The sequence below is a fragment of the Pseudomonas sp. AP3_22 TE3818 genome (assembly GCF_053628995.1).
In genome coordinates this window covers 5,082,083-5,100,218 of record NZ_JBRJHL010000001.1, presented here as the reverse complement: position 1 = coordinate 5,100,218, position 18,136 = coordinate 5,082,083, and the positions used below count along the sequence as shown (strand labels likewise).

Annotated in this window: 16 protein-coding genes and 1 riboswitch; of the genes, 5 read left to right on the top strand and 11 right to left on the bottom strand. The window is 62.4% G+C overall.

Annotation, left to right across the window (positions count from 1 at the left end):
- Positions 1–24: 24 nt before the first annotated feature.
- The 6 genes from uca to AB7M25_RS23235 form a co-directional block, all read right to left on the bottom strand.
- Positions 25–3,657 carry an urea carboxylase gene (uca, locus tag AB7M25_RS23260; protein WP_454238037.1) on the bottom strand — a complete coding sequence of 1,211 codons (3,633 nt, stop codon included), beginning with the start codon at positions 3,655–3,657 and terminating at the stop codon, positions 25–27.
- A gap of 316 nt (positions 3,658–3,973) precedes the next feature.
- The gene (locus AB7M25_RS23255) at positions 3,974–4,627 is read right to left on the bottom strand and encodes an urea amidolyase associated protein UAAP2 (protein ID WP_454238036.1); all 654 of its coding nucleotides are present in this window, start codon (positions 4,625–4,627) and stop codon (positions 3,974–3,976) included.
- Between the two features lie 11 nt (positions 4,628–4,638).
- On the bottom strand, positions 4,639–5,364 hold the full coding sequence (locus tag AB7M25_RS23250) for an urea amidolyase associated protein UAAP1 (RefSeq protein ID WP_454238035.1): 726 nt from the start codon (positions 5,362–5,364) through the stop codon (positions 4,639–4,641).
- A 13-nt stretch (positions 5,365–5,377) separates the two neighbouring features.
- Positions 5,378–6,166, bottom strand: coding sequence for an ABC transporter ATP-binding protein (locus AB7M25_RS23245; protein ID WP_429395786.1), 789 nt, complete (start codon positions 6,164–6,166; stop codon positions 5,378–5,380).
- On the bottom strand, positions 6,163–6,978 hold the full coding sequence (locus AB7M25_RS23240) for an ABC transporter permease (RefSeq protein ID WP_454238034.1): 816 nt from the start codon (positions 6,976–6,978) through the stop codon (positions 6,163–6,165). Before AB7M25_RS23240 ends, AB7M25_RS23245 begins: the two co-directional genes overlap by 4 nt.
- Positions 6,979–6,993: 15 nt before the next feature.
- On the bottom strand, positions 6,994–8,061 hold the full coding sequence (locus tag AB7M25_RS23235; protein ID WP_454238033.1) for a putative urea ABC transporter substrate-binding protein: 1,068 nt from the start codon (positions 8,059–8,061) through the stop codon (positions 6,994–6,996).
- A gap of 60 nt (positions 8,062–8,121) precedes the next feature.
- Positions 8,122–8,222: riboswitch (guanidine-I (ykkC/yxkD leader) on the bottom strand.
- A gap of 283 nt (positions 8,223–8,505) precedes the next feature.
- Between AB7M25_RS23235 and AB7M25_RS23230 the strand changes: the two genes are divergently transcribed.
- Positions 8,506–8,763, top strand: a complete 258-nt coding sequence (locus AB7M25_RS23230; protein WP_104450549.1) for a hypothetical protein — start codon at positions 8,506–8,508, stop codon at positions 8,761–8,763.
- Positions 8,764–8,930: 167 nt separating this feature from the next.
- Positions 8,931–9,383, top strand: coding sequence for a hypothetical protein (locus AB7M25_RS23225; RefSeq protein ID WP_429386506.1), 453 nt, complete (start codon positions 8,931–8,933; stop codon positions 9,381–9,383).
- Between the two features lie 121 nt (positions 9,384–9,504).
- On the opposite strand, the gene AB7M25_RS23220 is transcribed toward AB7M25_RS23225, so the two are convergent.
- Positions 9,505–10,617, bottom strand: a complete 1,113-nt coding sequence (locus AB7M25_RS23220) for an enoyl-CoA hydratase/isomerase family protein (protein ID WP_429386504.1) — start codon at positions 10,615–10,617, stop codon at positions 9,505–9,507.
- 132 nt (positions 10,618–10,749) lie between these two features.
- On the opposite strand from AB7M25_RS23220, the gene ung reads away from it, so the two are divergent.
- A complete protein-coding gene (gene ung, locus AB7M25_RS23215) occupies positions 10,750–11,442 on the top strand; it encodes a uracil-DNA glycosylase (RefSeq protein ID WP_008050720.1) in 693 nt (230 codons plus the stop codon).
- A gap of 101 nt (positions 11,443–11,543) precedes the next feature.
- Here ung and AB7M25_RS23210 read toward each other — a convergent pair whose 3' ends face one another.
- The 4 genes from AB7M25_RS23210 to AB7M25_RS23195 are packed head-to-tail and all read right to left on the bottom strand — an operon-like array spanning position 11,544 to position 15,586.
- Positions 11,544–12,584: an AbrB family transcriptional regulator gene (locus tag AB7M25_RS23210; RefSeq protein WP_429386502.1), complete on the bottom strand. Its 1,041-nt coding sequence runs from the start codon at positions 12,582–12,584 to the stop codon at positions 11,544–11,546.
- Positions 12,577–14,091, bottom strand: a complete 1,515-nt coding sequence (locus AB7M25_RS23205; RefSeq protein WP_429386500.1) for a tripartite tricarboxylate transporter permease — start codon at positions 14,089–14,091, stop codon at positions 12,577–12,579. Before AB7M25_RS23205 ends, AB7M25_RS23210 begins: the two co-directional genes overlap by 8 nt.
- A 1-nt stretch (position 14,092) precedes the next feature.
- A complete protein-coding gene (locus AB7M25_RS23200; RefSeq protein ID WP_007979809.1) occupies positions 14,093–14,551 on the bottom strand; it encodes a tripartite tricarboxylate transporter TctB family protein in 459 nt (152 codons plus the stop codon).
- 57 nt (positions 14,552–14,608) lie between these two features.
- The gene (locus AB7M25_RS23195; protein WP_218501686.1) at positions 14,609–15,586 is read right to left on the bottom strand and encodes a Bug family tripartite tricarboxylate transporter substrate binding protein; all 978 of its coding nucleotides are present in this window, start codon (positions 15,584–15,586) and stop codon (positions 14,609–14,611) included.
- 442 nt (positions 15,587–16,028) lie between these two features.
- Between AB7M25_RS23195 and AB7M25_RS23190 the strand changes: the two genes are divergently transcribed.
- Positions 16,029–16,700: a response regulator gene (locus AB7M25_RS23190; RefSeq protein ID WP_095966275.1), complete on the top strand. Its 672-nt coding sequence runs from the start codon at positions 16,029–16,031 to the stop codon at positions 16,698–16,700.
- Positions 16,693–18,081, top strand: a complete 1,389-nt coding sequence (locus AB7M25_RS23185) for a sensor histidine kinase (protein ID WP_007979803.1) — start codon at positions 16,693–16,695, stop codon at positions 18,079–18,081. The genes AB7M25_RS23190 and AB7M25_RS23185 overlap by 8 nt, the downstream gene beginning before the upstream one ends.
- The last annotated feature ends 55 nt before the right edge of the window (positions 18,082–18,136 follow it).

Genomic DNA, 18,136 nt, shown 5'->3' with positions numbered 1-18,136 from the left:
GCATGCGTCCTTTTCAAAATGGGTTCAGTCGAGTTCCAGCACCACGACGCGCTGTCCGGCGCGCACCGCCGAACCCGGTTGCACGCGCACCTCGCGCACCACGCCGGCCATGGGGGCGAGCAGGGGGATTTCCATCTTCATCGACTCCAGGATCACCAGCACATCACCGGCCGCGACGCGCTTGCCGGCCTCGACCTGAACCTGCCAGAGGTTGCCGGCGATGTGGCTGTCGATGCTCTGTTGACCGCTGGCCAGCGGCGCCTCTTCGGTCGTCTCCGGGGCCGGTTCCTCACTGTCGAAATGCGCCTGGCCGCTGGCGATCCAGCGTTCACGCTCGGCATTGAACGCGCCTTTTTGCTGCTCGCGAAACGCGCCGATGGTCTCGGCTTCCTGCGTCAGAAACGCCTGGTAATCGGCCAGGTTCAACTGACTGTGTTCGATGTTCAGGTTGAAACGCCCGAGGGGGAAATCCTGGCGAATACGCAACAGTTCTTCGGCGCTGACCGGGTAGAAACGGATCTGGTCGAAAAACCGCAGCAACCATGGCTTGCCATCGAACGCGGCGACTTCGCGGTAGCGGTTCCACATCTGTAACGTGCGCCCGACAAACTGATAACCGCCGGGACCTTCCATGCCGTAGACGCACATGTAGGCGCCACCGATGCCCACCGAGTTCTCCGCGGTCCAGGTGCGCGCCGGGTTGTACTTGGTGGTCACCAGGCGATGGCGCGGATCGAGCGGGGTGGCGACCGGCGCGCCGAGGTAAACGTCGCCCAGGCCCATCACCAGGTAACTGGCGTCGAACACCGTGCGTTGCACTTCATCGAGGTTCGGCAGGTCGTTGATGCGGCGGATGAACTCCAGGTTGCTCGGGCACCAGGGCGCGTCCTTGCGCACCGTGGTCATGTATTTTTCGATGGCCAACTGGCACGCGGGATCATCCCAGGACAGTGGCAGATGGACGATACGCGAGGGCACTTGCAGGTCTTTGGCGGCGCACACCGCGTCCCATTCGCCGGCGATGATGCCGAGCAGGTCGGCCAGTGGCAGTTGTTCGGGTTGATAGTGGACTTGCAGTGAGCGGATGCCTGGCGTCAGGTCGATCACGCCGTGCAGGTGTTGGCTTTCCAGCGCTTGCATGAGGGCGTGGGCGCGGAAGCGCAGGACCAGGTCGAGTTCGGGGGCGCCGATTTCAAGGAGCAGATGTGTGTCACCCGACAGCCGTGCAACCAGCCGCGTATCTCCCTGACCGATATCCAGCACCACAGGCGACACAACCCCCTGTAGGAGCTGGCTTGCCAGCGATGAAGTTGATGCGGTGTCTGATCGGGCCCCATCGCTGGCAAGCCAGCTCCCACAGGTATCCCATTTGCGGGCGAGATCGCGGGCGGTCTTGATGTCGACCGGGATGAATTGCACTTTGTCCCCGGCCTTCAATTGCCCCAACTGCCAAAGATCTGCCTCGATCACCGTCACCGGGCACACGAACCCGCCAAGGCTAGGGCCATCCGGGCCGAGGATGACCGGCATGTCACCGGTGAAATCCACCGCACCAATCGCATACGGATTGTCGTGAATGTTCGACGGATGCAAACCCGCCTCCCCACCGTCGGCCCGCACCCATTCCGGCTTCGGCCCGATCAGGCGCACACCGGTGCGGCTGGAGTTGAAATGCACTTCCCACTGGGTGGCGAAGAAGGTGCCGATGTAGTTTTCGGTGAAGTATTCCGGCGCACCGTGGGGCCCGTAGATCACGCGAATCTGCCGAACCGCCGGCAACTCGGTGACCTGCTCTTCAGCCAGTTGCTGACCGGCGCTGCGGTTATTCAGCGCTGGCAGGTGCAACACGTCGCCGGCCCGCAAGGCGCGACCACCGTGTCCGCCAAATTGCCCCAGGGTGAAGGTGCTTTTGCTGCCCAGATACTCCGGTACCTGCAGGCCGCCACGCAGACACAGATAACTGCGCGCGCCAGCGCCGGCGATGGTGCCGAGGCTCAAGCTGGCGCCTGCCGGAACCACCAGCGCAGTGTTCATCGGCACGCTTTGACCGTCGAGCAGCAATGGAATCACCGCCCCGGTCACCGCCACCACCGCCTCGCAATTGAAGCGCAGCAACGGCCCGCTCATGGTGATTTCCAGCGCCGCCGCGCCTTCGTCATTGCCCAGCAAACGGTTACCCAGGCGCAGCGCCCGACTGTCCATCGGTCCTGAAGGCGGCACGCCGACCGCCCAGTAACCGAGGCGCCCCGGATAATCCTGAACACTGGTTTGCGTACCGGCGCTCAGCACTTCAAGGGTGTTGGCCTGATAGACCAGGCCTTCCAGGCAACGGGTCCACGGCTGGCCGCTGGCGAAAGGCGCATCCAGCAGGATCTGCCGCAGGTAATCGCGGTTGGTTTCCACGCCATAGAGCAAGCTGGCGTCCAGTGCCTGATGCAGATTCTCAGTAGCCTCTTCGCGCGTCGGCGCCCAGCTGATGACTTTGGCGATCATCGGGTCGAAGTAGGGCGGGATCTCGCAGCCCGCTTCGACCCAGGTGTCTATGCGTAGGTGTTTGCCATCGGCGTCAGGGAAATTCACCGCCGTGAGCAAACCGGGGCTTGGCTGGAAATCCCGCCCCGGATCCTCGGCATACAACCGCGCCTGAATCGCATGACCCTGCGGTTTCAAACCCTGCACCAGATCGCTCAGTGGCGGCAGCTCACCGGCCGCCAGTTGCACCATCCAGCGCACCAGGTCGACGCCCCACACCTGTTCGGTGACGCCGTGTTCCACCTGCAAACGGGTGTTCACTTCCAGGAAATAGAAACGCCGGGCATCGCTGTCGAAGACGAACTCCACGGTGCCGGCGCTGCGGTAGTTCACCGCTTTGGCCAGTTTGACCGCCGCCACGCACAGTTCATCGGCCATGCCCTCGGGCAGGTTCGGTGCCGGGGTTTCCTCGAGGACTTTCTGGTTGCGACGCTGCACCGAACAGTCGCGTACGCCAAGGGCGATCACTTCGCCGCGACCGTCACCGAACACCTGCACTTCCAGGTGACGGGCACGCTGGATGTACTTCTCGATGAACACCCCGGCGTCGCTGAAATTGTTCTGGCCCAGGCGTTTGACCGCTTCGAAGGATTCGCTCAACTCGGCCGCGCTGCGGCACACGCGCATGCCGATGCCGCCACCGCCGGCTGTGCTCTTGAGCATCACCGGGTAGCCGACCTGTTCACCGGCGATCAGTGCTGTGTCGAGGCTCTCGAGCAACTCGGTGCCTTCAAGCATGGGCACACTCTGTTGCCTGGCCAGGGCACGGGCGGTGTGCTTGAGGCCGAACACCCGCAGTTGTTCCGGTGTCGGGCCGATGAAGGCGATGCCGGCGGTTTCGCAGGCTTCGGCGAATGTGGCGTTTTCCGAGAGGAAGCCGTAACCGGGATGGACCGCGGTGGCACCGCTGGATTTGGCGATGGCGAGGATTTTATCGACCGCCAGGTACGTGCCGGCGGCGGCGCCTTCACCGAGGCTGTGCGCCTCGTCGGCCTGCAGGATGTGCAGGCTGGCGGCGTCGGCTTCGGAGTAAACGGCGACACCCTGTACGTGCAGGTCACGCAAGGTTCGCAGGATGCGGCAGGCAATGGCGCCACGGTTGGCAATCAGGACTTTTTCGAACATGGCATAACCCCCGGAGGCGATTGCGCATCAGCCTCGACTGGGATGCGGGCCGTCCCGCAGTTTTTCGACAGGCGCCGGGGTCGTCCCCGACGGCAGAATCAATTCGTTCCAAAACACCATTGGCCCCTTGTAGGAGCGAGCTTGCTCGCGATGGTCGTGAACGATTACGCGTAAAATCAGATGCCCAGCGGCGCTCTTGGGTTTTTCGCGAGCAAGCTCGCTCCTACAAGGGGTGGTGGTGGTTTTTACTGTTTGAGGCACTGGCCTGAACGGGCCTGGCACAAGGTGAACAGCCAACGGCGCAAGCGCGCGAGTTTCAGTTCCATACCAGCAGCTCCGCAGGGGTGGGGTTGTAGGCGTTGCACGGGTTGTTCAGTTGCGGGCAGTTGGAGATCAGCACGATCACGTCCATTTCGGCGCGCAGGTCGACGTATTTGCCCGGCGCGGAAATCCCGTCTTCGAACGTCAAGCCGCCGTCAGCGGTGACCGGCACGTTCATGAAGAAGTTGATGTTCGGCCCGATGTCGCCCTTGCCCAGGCGTCCGTCGTGGACACAGGCCCGCAGGTAGTTGTCGCGGCAGCTGTGCATGTAGCGCTTCTCCAGGGCGTAGCGCACGGTGTTGCTCTCTTGCGCACAGGCGCCGCCGAGGGTGTCGTGGCGCCCGCAAGTGTCGGCGACGATGGTCAGCATCGGTTTGCCGAGGTTGGAAAACAGCACGCTGCCGGTGCTCAGGTACACGCTGTTCTGCCGGCGCAGTGTGCGCTGCACGTCGTAGCGTTCCTTGGGATTGGCGACGCTGTAGAACAAGGTGTCGACGGCCTGATTGCCCTCAAGGTCGAGGATGCGCAGTGTCTGGCCGGCCTTGACCTCCATCAGCCAGGGTTCGCCGGCGGGGATGGTGGCGCGGTAGATCGCGGTGTCTGGTTGCCTGCTTGTGTGAACGGCAGCGGTAGCGATTGCGAGTGACATGGCAGCGATCCTCAGGCGAACAGACGGTCGGTATTGATGAAGCCGCGCTCGTTTTCCGGGCGCGAGGTGCGGCAGTGTTCGGCGACGCTGGTGTCGGCGTTCATCCAGCTGAGCTTCAGTGGTTTCGGCGCGTATTCCGGCGACGGGTCCATCGGATGCTGCAGGGCGGTGAGCACCACCAGGGTGTCCATCGGTGCGTACAACTCGATGTAGTCGCCAGCCTTGGAATTGCCCTCGACGAAATGGAAGCGCCCGGCGTCATCGACGTTCACGCGGCTGAACAGGTTGAGCGTCATCAGCAGGTCGGACAGGCCCAGTCCCCACTTGCCCAGTTCCACCAGCAGGTTGTCGGTGCCGTTGCGGAAGAAGCCGTTGCGCAGTTCCTGGTAGCGGCCCGCACCGTACTTTTCTGCCACTTCTTCGGCGCAGAGCACGCCGCCCAGGCTGTCGCTCCAGCCGCAGGTGTCGGCGGTGATGGCGGCCAGCACGCGGCCCATGTCCGAGTACAGGCAGTGGCCGGCGGTGAGCTTGGCGGTGTGTTGGCATTTGAGGCTGTCGGGCAGGTTCAGGCGCTCGGTTTTTTCATTGGCATTGAGCAGTGTCAGGCTGACGTTGGCGCCGCCGCGCAGGTCGGTCAGGCGCAGCAATTGGCCGCGCTTGAGCACGAAGGAACGATGGCCGCCGCCGGGGAGCATTTCTTCGGCGAAGGGCGGGAACAATTGGGTCGAATCAGTCATTGTGAAAAATCCTCTAAGCGATACGAAGCGTGCCCGCCACCGGCAGCGGCAGGGCGTCGACGGCTTTGCCCAGGGCGCGGCGGTCGCTGTTCAAAGGGATGTCGTAGGTGATACGCGCGCCATAGCGACCGGGCGCATGCGGGTCGAGACGGACCTTGTCGAACACCAGCAGGCGGGTGCCGAGGCTGAAACCTTCGGACAGGTCGTGGGTGACCATGAACACCGTCAGTCGGGTCTCGCGCCACAGCTCCAGGAGCAAGGCGTGCATGTCTTTGCGGATGCCCGGATCGAGGGCGCCGAAGGGTTCGTCGAGCAGCAACACCCGCGGCTTCATGATCAGCGCCTGGGCGATGGCCAGCCGTTGTTGCATGCCGCCGGAGAGCTGCGCCGGGTACTTGTCCAGTGAATGGCCGAGGCCGACCTTGTGCAACAGCACCGAGGCCTGTTCGCGGGCCTCTTTTTTCGCACTGCCGAACAGGCGCCCGAGCAAGGGCGAACGCGGCAGCTCGAGGCCGAGGGCGACGTTGTCCAGCACGCTCAGGTGCGGGAACACCGAGTAGCGCTGGAACACCACGCCACGGCTGGCATCCGGTTCACCGGCCAAGGGCTGGCCGTCGAGCAGGATCTCGCCGCGACTGGCGCGTTCCTGACCGAGCAACAGGCGCAGGAAGGTCGATTTGCCGCAGCCGGACGCACCCACCAGTGTGCAGAACTCACCCTCGTTGACGTTCAGGTTGAGGCCTTCAAGCACCACCTGATCGGCGTATTGCTGCCAGACGTTTTTAACGGTGATGAAGCTCATTTGGCGGCCCCCTCATACCAGGGGAACGCACGCCGGGTCAGGCGTTTTAGGCCCCAATCCATCAGCCAGGCGAGCAGGGTGATCCACACCACGTAGGGCAAGATCACGTCCATCGCCAGGTAGCGACGCACCAGGAAGATCCGGTAGCCGAGGCCATCAGTGGAGGCAATGGCTTCGGCGGCGATCAGGAACAGCCATGCCGAGCCGAGCATCAAGCGCAGCGAGATAAGCAGGCGCGGCAGCAACTGCGGCAGCACCACCCGCAGCATCAGGGTCCAGGTGGAGGCGCCGAGGGTCTGGGCCTTGATCAGCAGTTCCACGGGAATTTCCCGGGCACGCTGTTCCAGGTCCCGGGCCAGCGCCGGGGTGATACCGATGACGATCAGCATCACTTTCGACAATTCCCCCAGGCCGAAGACGATGAACAGGATCGGCAGGATCGCCAGCGGCGGCACCATCGACAGCACGGTCAGCAGGGGTGACAACGGCGCACCGAACAGCGGCAGGGTGCCGGCGGCGATGCCCAGGCACAGCCCGGCCAGGGCGCTGATGCCCAGGCCGATGGCCAGACGTTGCAGGCTGGAGGCCGTGTCCTGCCAGAGCAGGTAGTCGCCGGTGCGGGTATCGGCCACGAAGGCCAGGCGTTTCACCGCATCGGTCATCTGCACGGCGCTGGGCAGCAGCTTGTCGTTGGGGTTGTCCGTCAGCCGCTCGGCCGAGCCCATGAAGTAGGCGAACAGCACCAGGGCGAACGGCAGGATCACCAACAACAGGCGACTCGGGCGGTCCGGGTGACGGTTGATCAGGCGCATGGCCAAGTCCTCTGTTTACAACTTGGCGTCGGCAGCCAACTGCACGTAGCTCGGGTCGAAACGCAGCTTGAGGTTGCCTTTGTCGCCGCTGGTCACACCGTTGGCGAAGGCCATGCCGACCGCGCTGGTGTCCTTGGCGCCTTCACCCAGCAAGCCGTGCTGGAAGGAGAACTCGGCGACTTTGCGCATGGTATCCGGCAGTTGCTTGCTGGTGCTGAATGCCAGGGCTTCCTTGGGCGTGGCGAACAACTTGGTGGTGTCCAGTTGCGCCTGGAAACCGGCCAGATCGGTGCCCGAGGCTTTGGCCATGTGTTCAAGTGCGGTTTTGCCGGCGGCGTTTTTCGCGTTCATCAGCTCGACCACTTCGAACCACGCGCCGGTCAGAGCTTTGCCCAAGGCCGGGTTGTCTTTGAGGGTCTCGGAGTTGACCACCATCATGTCCATGATTTCGCCGGGGATCTGGCTGGAGTTGAACACTTCAGTCACCGCGGGCTTGGCCTTGATGTCCGAGAGCATCGGGTTCCAGGTGGTGACGGCGCTGACCTGTTCGGTGTTGAAGGCGGCCGAGATGTCGGCGTCGGAGGTGTTGACCACTTTCAGGTCTTTCTCGGTGAGGTCCACCGAGTCCAGGGCCCGGGCCAGCAGGTAATGGGAGACCGAGAGCTCCACCAGGTTGACGTCCATGCCCTTGAGGTCGGCGACCTTCTTGCCTTCGCCCTTGAGCACGATGCCGTCGTTGCCGTTGGAGAAATCGCTGACGATCAGCGCGGTGCTGTCGACGCCGCCGGCGGCCGGAATGGTCAGCGCGTCCATGTTGGTCATGGTGCAGCCGTCGAACTGGCCGGCGGTGTACTGGTTGATCGATTCGACATAGTCATTGAGCTGCACCACATCGATCTGGATGCCGTACTTTTTCGCCCATTTGTCGACGATGCCCTGGCTGCCGGCGTACTCCCACGGCATCCAGCCGGCGTAAATGGTCCAGCACACGCTGAAGTGGTCTTTCTGGGCAGCCTGGGACGAGAGGCTCACGAGGGCGGCGAACGCAGCGGCGAGCAAGGCGGGTAAACGAAGCTGGGACATGGTGGTTCTCCAGTTGATCAAGGACGCACAGGACGGCAGCGGCACCGCTAACGGTGGCTTGTCTCCCGGGCTTTTGTCCCGCCGTGTAACCTCAACTGGAGGTCGCCAACTCTCGGACCAGTCACTCGCGATTGCGAGCCGGAACCCTAGTCAGCCATTTGCAAATTGTGGTGCCGCGAACCTGTAGTGACTCCTGCACGGGGTTGTTAAAGCGAGAGGCGTGCCAAGTTGGCCCGAGCGCTCTAGCGTGGGGGACAGGGAGGTCGACGGTGTTGATGGGAGGGGCGCACTGCCTTGTGATGGTGCGCGGGTGCACCGCATTGGACCCTGTCCGCCGCTGATCAGAAGGTGGGTGCAACATCGCACTTGGCAGGGGATTGCCAGTCAAAACAGATGTCAGTCGGTGTGTGCCGACTGCTGTCACAGGTCTTTACGGAGGCCGCCATGTTACGTCGATTGTTGTTGGGGGCAGTGCTCGGTCTCGGACTGTCTGGCTGCTACTACTACGACGGTCCTGCCGACGTCTACGGGGGATCTTATTACTACCCCGGTTACTACTCGCCCTATTACTACGGTTACTACGGTCCGCGTTATTACGGTGGTTATCGCTCCTATTACTACGGTGGGCATGGTTACTACCGTGGCCACGGGTATTACGGCGGTGGACATCACGGTGGTGGATATCGCGGTGGGCACCGTTAATCAGGGCGTGAATAGATGAAAAACCTTTCATCGGGCAGATGTTTCTACTTGTTTCAGGAGCGCACCAGATTCCGAATTCGGTGTCTGATCTTTCGACAGTCAGCGAACATTTGACTGTCGCCTGCCAGCGTCGCTGGTGTGGCTCACCCGCGGTCCAGGAGGCCGCCATGCTCTGTCAAAAAATGCTGCGGCCAATTCTTCTGCTTGCTGTATTGGGATTGTCACTGGGTGGGTGCGTGCCTTACTACGATGAAGGAGGCAGTTACTACAGTTCCGAGGTCTATACCTCGCCATCGCCAACCTATTACGCCGGAGGGAGTTCCTACTACTCCAATGGTGGCGGTTACTACACACCGCCGCCCCGGTACTACATGCCTCCAGCGCGGTATTACCAGCCGACACCGCGTTATTACTCACAACCGCGGATGTATCAACCGTCGCGCCATTACCAGTCGGCCCCTCGTTATTATCAGCCGTCGCGGGGTGACTACCGCGCGCATCAGAACCATGGCTGGGACGGCCGTAACCGCGGAGGCTGGAACAATGACTATCGCGGTCACGATGGGCGCAGCAATCGTGGTGGGCGTGGCGATCACAACGGACGGGGCGGTCACCGCTAGCCCGTCGCAGTTCTAATGTGGGAGCGGGCTTGCTCGCGAAGGCGGAGTGTCAGTCAACATCAATGTTGCTGAAATGACGCCTTCGCGAGCAAGCCCGCTCCCACAGTGTTGTGTGCAGTTTTCAGTATTCGGACAAATCCGCCAGCGGATGCCGACCTTCCCAGGCCTTGTGAAAATGCGCCTCGACCACCGCATCCGGCACGTTGTTGATGTCCGGCCAGTGCCAGTGCGGCTTCTGGTCCTTGTCGATCAATCGCGCACGTACGCCTTCGCTGAATTCCGGATGACGACAGCAGTTGAGGCTCAGGGTGTATTCCATCTGGAAGACTTCGGCCAGCGACAGGTGCCGGGCCCGGATGATCTGCTCCCATACCAGATGCGCGGTCAGCGGCGCACCTTCACTCAGGGTCCTGGCCGCGCGGCTGAGCAACAGATCGCTGTGGTCGCGCAGGGCGCTGACGGCCTTCCAGGCGCAACGCACATCGCTGACATCCAGTAGCTCGTCGATCTGCCGACGGCGCGGCAGCCACTGGGCGTCAGGCATCCGCGCCACGGCTTCCTGCTGCAAGGCCTTGAGCAGGCTGTTGAGCTGCATGGGTGTCTGTTCCTGCCAGTTCAATTGCAGCAGGCCTTCGATCAACTCCGGCTGCTGTTCATCGAGCATAAAACGATCCGCCAGGTCCAGATCGATGGCGTCCCGGCCGTTCATGTGCGCGCCGGTCAGGCCCAGGAACAACCCGAGCTTGCCGGGCAGGCGTGACAGGAACCAACTGGCGCCAACATCCGGGTACAGGCCGATGCTGATCTCCGGCATGGCCAGGCGGCTGCTCGGCGTGACGATACGGGTGCTCGCTCCTTGCAACAGTCCCATGCCGCCGCCGAGCACATAGCCATGCCCCCAGCAGATCAACGGCTTGGGGTAGGTGTGCAGTTTGAAGTCCAGGCGATACTCCGCCGCAAAAAACTGCGCAGCCAGTGGCGGTACTTCACCCGGATGGACGCGACAGGCTTCCACCAGGCTGCGTACTTCACCGCCGGCGCAAAAGGCCTTGGCGCCATTGCCGCGCAACAGGACGCAGACGATCTGCGGGTCCTTGGCCCAGGTTTCCATGCGGTCGCGCAGGGCGTTGATCATCGGCAGGGACAGGGCGTTCAGGGATTTTTCGGCATCCAGGCTGGCGATGCCGATGCGCGCGCCGTCGGTGCCGGTGAGTTCTTCGAAGTGCAGATTCATCGTGACCTCGATCGGGAATTTGAGGGTTAAGTATGATCGCTGTGTGGGAAAGTGCCGGATCTGCGTCAGATCAATTGACAAGCGTGGTGAGCTTTCCTAGGGTTCGCCCCATTGTTTTTGCCGGATGTAACCATGACTGCTGACGACCGTATCAAACTCGAACCGGGCTGGAAGGAGGCACTGCGTGCCGAATTCGACCAGCCTTACATGGCAGAGTTGCGAAATTTCCTGCAACAGGAGCGGGCGGCCGGCAAGGAGATCTATCCGCCGGGGCCGATGATTTTCAACGCGCTCAATTCCACGCCGCTGGACAAGGTCAAGGTGGTGATCCTCGGCCAGGATCCTTATCACGGCCCGGGCCAGGCCCACGGTTTGTGCTTCTCGGTGCAACCCGGCGTGCCGGCGCCACCGTCGCTGGTGAACATCTATAAAGAGCTCAAGCGCGACTTGAACATCGACATCCCCAACCATGGCTACCTGCAGAGCTGGGCCGATCAGGGCGTACTGATGCTCAACACCACCATGACCGTCGAGCGCGCCAACGCCAATGCCCACAAGGACAAGGGCTGGCAGTTTTTCACCGATCGGGTCATTGAGGTGGTCAGCCAGCAGCAGCCGCACCTGGTGTTCATGCTTTGGGGCGCCCATGCGCAGAGCAAACAGAAGTTGATCGATGCGACCAAGCACCTGGTGTTGACCTCGGTGCACCCGTCACCGCTGTCCGCCTATCGCGGCTTCCTCGGTTGCGGGCACTTCAGCCGCACCAACAAGTTTCTGGAACAGAATGGCGAGACGCCGATCGAGTGGCGGTTGCCGCCGGTTTAAGCGTTAATTTCGAGGGCCTCTTCGCGAGCAAGCCCGCTCCCACAAGGATCACGCGAACCCTGTGGGAGCGGGCTTGCTCGCGAAGAAGGCGACTCGGTCCATCAGTCTGAATCCGGGTTGCGGTTCCAATACTTGAACAACGGCTCCGCCAGAAACAGCACAAACAACAACCTCATCACCTGCATCGCCGTCACCAGCGGCACCGACAATTGCAGGGTCTCCGCGGTCAGGCTCATTTCAGCAATACCGCCGGGCATCATGCCCAATGTCAGTGAGCGCAGATCCAGGTGGGTCAGCGCACTCAAACCCAAGGCCGCTGCAGTCGCAATCAGCATGGTCAGCACCGTGCCGATCAAGGTGCGGCCCATGAACGATGGGGCACGCCGGAAAAACTGCCGGTTGAAGTGACAGCCCAGGCCGCTGCCGATCAACCACTGGCCGACCTGGCTGCCGCCGTTGGGCAAGCCGATGTGCAGGTCCCAGCCGATGCTGACTGCCGCACTGACCAGCAAAGGTCCGAACAGCCAGGGGTTGGGTTGACGCAGGCGTTCCCAGATCCAGGCGGCCAATGCGCCAGCAGGAAACAGCACCGCCAGCCAGCGCCAATCGATGCTGGCCGCGTGGGCAATCGGCGCACCGTCACCCAACAAATACTTGAAGGCTGCCGGTACGCACAGCACCACCACCAACACCCGCAAACTTTGCCCCGCCGCCACACGGCTGAGTACCGCGCCATTGCGGGCGCCGAGGTTGACCATCTCCCCGGAACCGCCGGGCATGCTGGAAAAGAACGCGGTGGCGCGATCTTCACCGGTGCGGCGCATCAGCCATACGCCGACCACGGCGGACAGGCTGGTGACCAACGCCCCGAAGAAGATCAGACCGAAATGACTCAGCACCTGCTCCATCACCAGCGGGGTGAAGTGCAGGCCGATACCGATGCCGACGATCCACTGGCCGCATTTACGGCCACCAGGGATTTCGGCCAATTGCCAGGGGGTCAGGCAGCGCACGAGGATGATCGCCAGCAACGAGCCGACCATCCACGGCAAAGGCCAGCCGACCTGGCTGGCGAGGTAACCGCCCAACAGGCCGACCAGCGGGGTTCCCCACCAGGCTTTGAACGGTGTTCGATCAGACATCGGGGATGACGCGTTGCGCGGCCGAGCGTTTGCGCCAGATACGGATGAGTGGCATCAGAAGCATGAACGCCGTCAGGATCCAGCAACCGAAGGTGATCGGGCTCGACCAGAGGATTTCCAGCGCACCGTTGGAAATCGACAGGGCGCGGCGCAGGTTTTGTTCCATCAATCCCCCGAGGATGAAGCCCAGCAATACCGGCGACAGCGGGAAGTCCAGCTTGCGCAGGATATAACCGAAGATACCGATGCCGATCATCAGGAACAAATCGAACGTTGTCGCGTGCACCGCGTAGACACCGATCCCGGTGATGATCGCGATCACCGGCACCAGCGCCCAGTTCGGCACGGCGAGGATGCGGGTAAAGATGCGGATCATCGGGATATTGAGGATCACCAGCATCACGTTGGCGATGAACAACGAAGCGATCAGACCCCAGACAATGTCCGGTTGCTGCTGGAACAGCAGCGGGCCCGGGGTGATGTTGTACAGCGACAATGCACCGATCATCACCGCCGTGGTGCCGGAACCTGGAACGCCGAGGGTCAGCATCGGCACCAGCGCACCGCAAGCCGCGCCACCGATGGCGGTTTCCGGCGCTGCGAGGCCGCGCATGTCACCCTGGCCGAAAGTACCCTTGGCACCCGCCATGCGTTTTTCGGTCATGTAGGCCACGGCACTGGCCAGGGTCGCACCGGCACCCGGCAATACGCCCATGATGAAACCCAGTACACCGCAACGGATGTTCACCACGAACACCGACGCCGCTTCCTTGAAGTTGAACATCATCCGGCCGGTGGCTTTAACCGCTTCCTGGCCGTGGTGGGTTTTTTCCAGCAGCAGGAGGATTTCGCTGATAGAGAACAAGCCCAGCACCAGCACGACGAACTGGATGCCGTCGGTCAGGTGAATGTTGTCCCCGGTGAAGCGATACACACCGCTGTTGGCGTCGATGCCGACGGTCGACAGGAACAGACCGATCAGCGCCGCGATGAACGTCTTCAACGGACGGTCACCGGCCATGCCGCCGAGGCAGACAATCGCAAACACCATCAGTACAAAATATTCCGCGGGGCCGAAGGCAATCGCCCATTTCGCCAGCAGCGGGGCGAACAGCACCATGCCGCAGGTCGCGATAAAGGCACCGATGAACGAGCTCCATGCCGACAGCGACAGTGCTACCCCGGCCAGGCCTTTGCGGGCCATCGGGTAACCGTCGAGGGTGGTCATCACGGTGGACGCTTCGCCCGGAATGTTCAGCAGAATCGAGCTGATCCGGCCGCCGTATTCGCAACCCAGGTACACCGCCGCCAGCAGGATCAGTGCCGACTCCGGTGGCAGGCCGAGGGCGAATGCGATCGGAATCAGCAACGCCACGCCGTTGATTGGCCCCAGGCCCGGCAACAGGCCGACCACTGTACCGATCAGGGTTCCGCAGAGTGCAGTCACCAGGTTGTACGGGCTCAGCGCGACGCCGAAACCCTGACCCAAATAGCCAAGAGTATCCATATCAGTTCTCCAGAACGTCGAGCACGCCCAAGGGCAGCGGTACGTCCATCAACTTGTCGAACAGCAGGTAGAGGCCGACGGCCATCAAGCTGATGATCACGATGCTTGGCACCCAGCGACCGCCATACAGTCGCGCCATGGGCACGCCGATCAGGATGCTGGCGACGATGAAGCCCAGGGGTTCGAAGGTACCGGCGAACACCAGCAACAGCACCACGCAGATGCCGATCTTGGTCAGGGTTTCGCGATCCAGCGGCGGCTCGTCAGCACTGTGCTTGATCGGTGCCGGACGGAACACCATGTACAGCAGCGCTGAGCCCATCAGGCCGAGCATCAGCAATGGAAAAGCCCGAGGCCCCACCGGTTCGTAGGAAAAAGCCGCTTGGTACGGCCACGCCATCAATGCCAGGCCGAGACAGGCCAGCAACAGCACCGAAGCAAAAATGCGTTGTAAGAGCATGAGGAACTCCTGTGCTGCGACTCCCCAAACGGAGTCGCAGCCGCTAGACAGAGGCGATCACTGGATCAGGCCGAACTCTTTGGCCAGGACTTTGTAGTCCGCGACCTGCTTCTTCACATAGGTGTCCAGCTCCGGGCCGGTCATGGCGAACGGGAACAGTTCACGCTGGTCGCGCAACTTGGCGAACTCCGGTGAAGCCAGCAGTTTGTCGAAGGAGTCCTTCCACCAGGCGTAGTCCTCGTCGCTGACCTTCGGCCCCAGGTAGAAACCGCGAACCACCGGCCAGACGATGTCGTAGCCTTGTTCGCGGGCGGTCGGGATGTCCTTCATTTCCGGTTCGTCCAGACGCTTGTCGGAGAACACCGCCAGCAGGCGCATATCACCGCTCTGGATGTGTGGCATGGAGTCGGAAATGTCGGTGCTGCCAACCTGGATATGACCGCCGAGCAGGGCCGTGGCGATCTCGCCGCCACCTTCGAGGGCAACGTAACGCAGGTCACGCGGGTTGATCCCGGCGGCCTTGGCGATCAGCGCGGTCTGCATCCAGTCCTGGCTGCCGACGGTGCCGCCGGAACCGATCACCACTTTGCTCGGATCTTTCTTCAGGGCCTGGACCAGATCGTCGAGGGTCTTGTAGGGCGAATCGCTCTTCACCGCAATGGCGCCATAGCTGGTGCCAACGGCGGCCAGCCAGCGCACATTGCTTTCATCGAAACGACCGAACTTGCCTTGGGCCAGGTTCAGCAGCGAACCACTGGACCAGGCCACCAACGTACCGGCATCGGCCGGACGCTGGGCGACCACCGCGTTGTACGCCACCGCGCCGACACCGCCGGGCATGTAGGTCACCCGCATCGGTTTGGTCAGCAGTTTTTCGTTGATCAGCGCGCTTTGCGCCAGTTTGCAGGTCAGGTCGAAACCACCACCGGGCGAGGCCGGGGCGATGCATTCCGGGCGTTTAGGCTCGGCCATGAGTTGGCCGGCGAACAGCACACAGCTGGCGGCGAGGGCGAAACGGCGCATTGAACGATTCATTTTTGTCTCCAGTGGAGTTTTTGTTTTTCGGGATGATTCAGGTGCGACGATTTCGCGCGGTGCCGGCGTGTTCGGATCCGCACGGATCGAGCGACGGGCAGCCGGCTTCGGCGCGGGCAAGCGTAAACATCGGGGAGCAAGAGAAAGGGCGGGGCGGGCAAGCCTGAAGCTGTGTGGACAGCATGGTGCAGTACCTCGTTTATTGTTCTTATTGGCGAAAACGCTTCGAGGCGTTTTTCGGTAGTTACATGTCAAAGCACGTTTTCAAACTACGATTCGATGGTCGGCAGTCGAAACCATCCGTGGGGCGACTCTAACGACCCAACCTTTCGCTAACCTTTCAGTGGGCTTTCACGGTTTTTCGGGCTTCACAGCGGTGATTGCGGCTGTAAACTCCGCGCCAAAGAATGGCGTCGGCCATCCCTGAACGAGGTATAGATCCATGCGTGTCCTGCTCGTCGAAGACCATTTGCAGCTCGCCGAAAGTGTCGCCCAGGCGCTCAAGAGCACCGGGCTGACCGTGGACGTCCTGCACGATGGCGTGGCCGCCGACCTGGCGCTGGGCAGCGAGGAATACGCCATGGCGATCCTCGATGTCGGCTTGCCGCGCATGGATGGTTTCGAAGTGCTGGCGCGCCTGCGGGCGCGGGGCAAGAACCTGCCGGTGTTGATGCTGACCGCCCGCAGCGACGTCAAGGATCGGGTCCATGGCCTGAACCTCGGCGCCGACGATTACCTGGCCAAGCCGTTCGAACTGACCGAACTCGAAGCCCGGGTCAAGGCGTTGCTGCGCCGCAGTGTGCTGGGCGGTGAACGTATCCAGCGTTGTGGTGTGCTGGCCTATGACCTGGAAACCCGGCGTTTCACCCTCGGTGATGAATTGCTGACCCTGACCTCCCGCGAACAAGCGGTACTCGAAGCCCTGATCGCGCGCCCCGGTCGGGTGATGAGCAAGGAGCAACTGGCGTCGCAAGTGTTCGGTCTGGATGAAGAGGCCAGTCCCGATGCGATCGAAATCTACGTGCACCGCCTGCGTAAGAAACTTGATGGCCAGCCGGTCGCCATCGTGACCTTCCGTGGCCTTGGTTACTTGCTGGAAAGCCGCGATGCATAAGCCCAGCAGCCTGCGCTGGCGGTTGTTGTGGAACCTGGCGCTGCTGCTGGTGGTGTTAATGCTGGCCAGCGGGTTGAGCGCCTACTGGAACGGTCGTGAAGCCGCCGACACGGCCTATGACCGGACCTTGCTGGCCTCGGCGCGCACCATCGCCGCCGGCGTCTCCCAGCGCGACGGCACCCTGAGTGCCGACGTGCCCTACGTGGCCCTCGATACTTTTGCCTACGACAGTGCCGGGCGAATTTTCTACCTGGTCAACGACATCAATCAGAAGCTGATTTCCGGTTACGAAAACCTGCCCGCGCCACCGCCGGGAACGCCGCGCACCGATGACTATCCGGCGCTGGCACGTTTCTACAACGCCCAGTACCGCGGGCAGAACGTGCGCGTGGTGAGCCTGCTCAAGCCCGTGAGCGAGCCCAACATGAACGGCATGGCGGAAATCCGCGTGGCGGAGACCGATGAAGCGCGCGTCAGCATGGCCCGCAGTCTGGCGGCGGATACATTGCTGCGCCTGGGCATGCTGGCAATCGGTGCGTTGATGCTGGTGTGGTTTGCGGTGAGTGCCGCGTTGCGCCCGCTTGAGCGCCTGCGCACGGCGGTGGAAGAGCGCCAGCCGGACGATCTGCGCCCCTTGCCCTTGGTGGAAGTGCAGCGCGAATTGTGGCCGCTGGTGCGCGCCCTCAATCACTTTACCGAGCGTCTACGTGGACAGTTCGAGAAGCAGGCGCAATTCATAGCCGACGCCGCCCACGAGCTGCGCACGCCGTTGGCAGCCCTCAAGGCGCGATTGGAACTGGGCATGCGCTCGGCCGAGCCCGATACCTGGCGCAGCACGCTGGAGACCGCCGCCCAGGGCACTGACCGCTTGACCCATCTGGCCAATCAGTTGCTTTCCCTGGCACGGGTCGAAAATGGCGCCCGCGCGATTGCCGAGGGTGGCGCGCAGTTGCTCGACCTCAGTCAACTGGCTCGGGAGCTGGGCATGGCCATGGCGCCGTTGGCCCACAAGCGCGGCATCGCGCTGGCGCTGGAAGCGGATGAACCTGTCTGGTTGCGGGGCGAGCCGACGCTGTTGAACGAACTGCTGAGCAATCTGGTGGATAACGCACTGGCTCACACGCCGCCGGGCGGCAATGTGATTTTGCGCGTTTCGGCCCCCGCCGTGCTGGAAGTCGAAGATGATGGCCCCGGTATCCCTCTTGAGGAGCGCGATCGGGTATTCGAACGCTTTTACCGGCGCAATCAGCAAGTGGCCGGTTCAGGGTTGGGATTGGCGATTGTCGGCGAGATCTGCCGCGCGCATCTGGCGCAGATCAGCCTGCACGATGGAGAGCGGGCGGGGTTGAAGGTGCGGGTGAGTTTTGTTGCAGGGGAGTGATGCGGTGTCTGTTCTGGCCTCTTCGCGAGCAAGCCCGCTCCCACATTGAACCGAG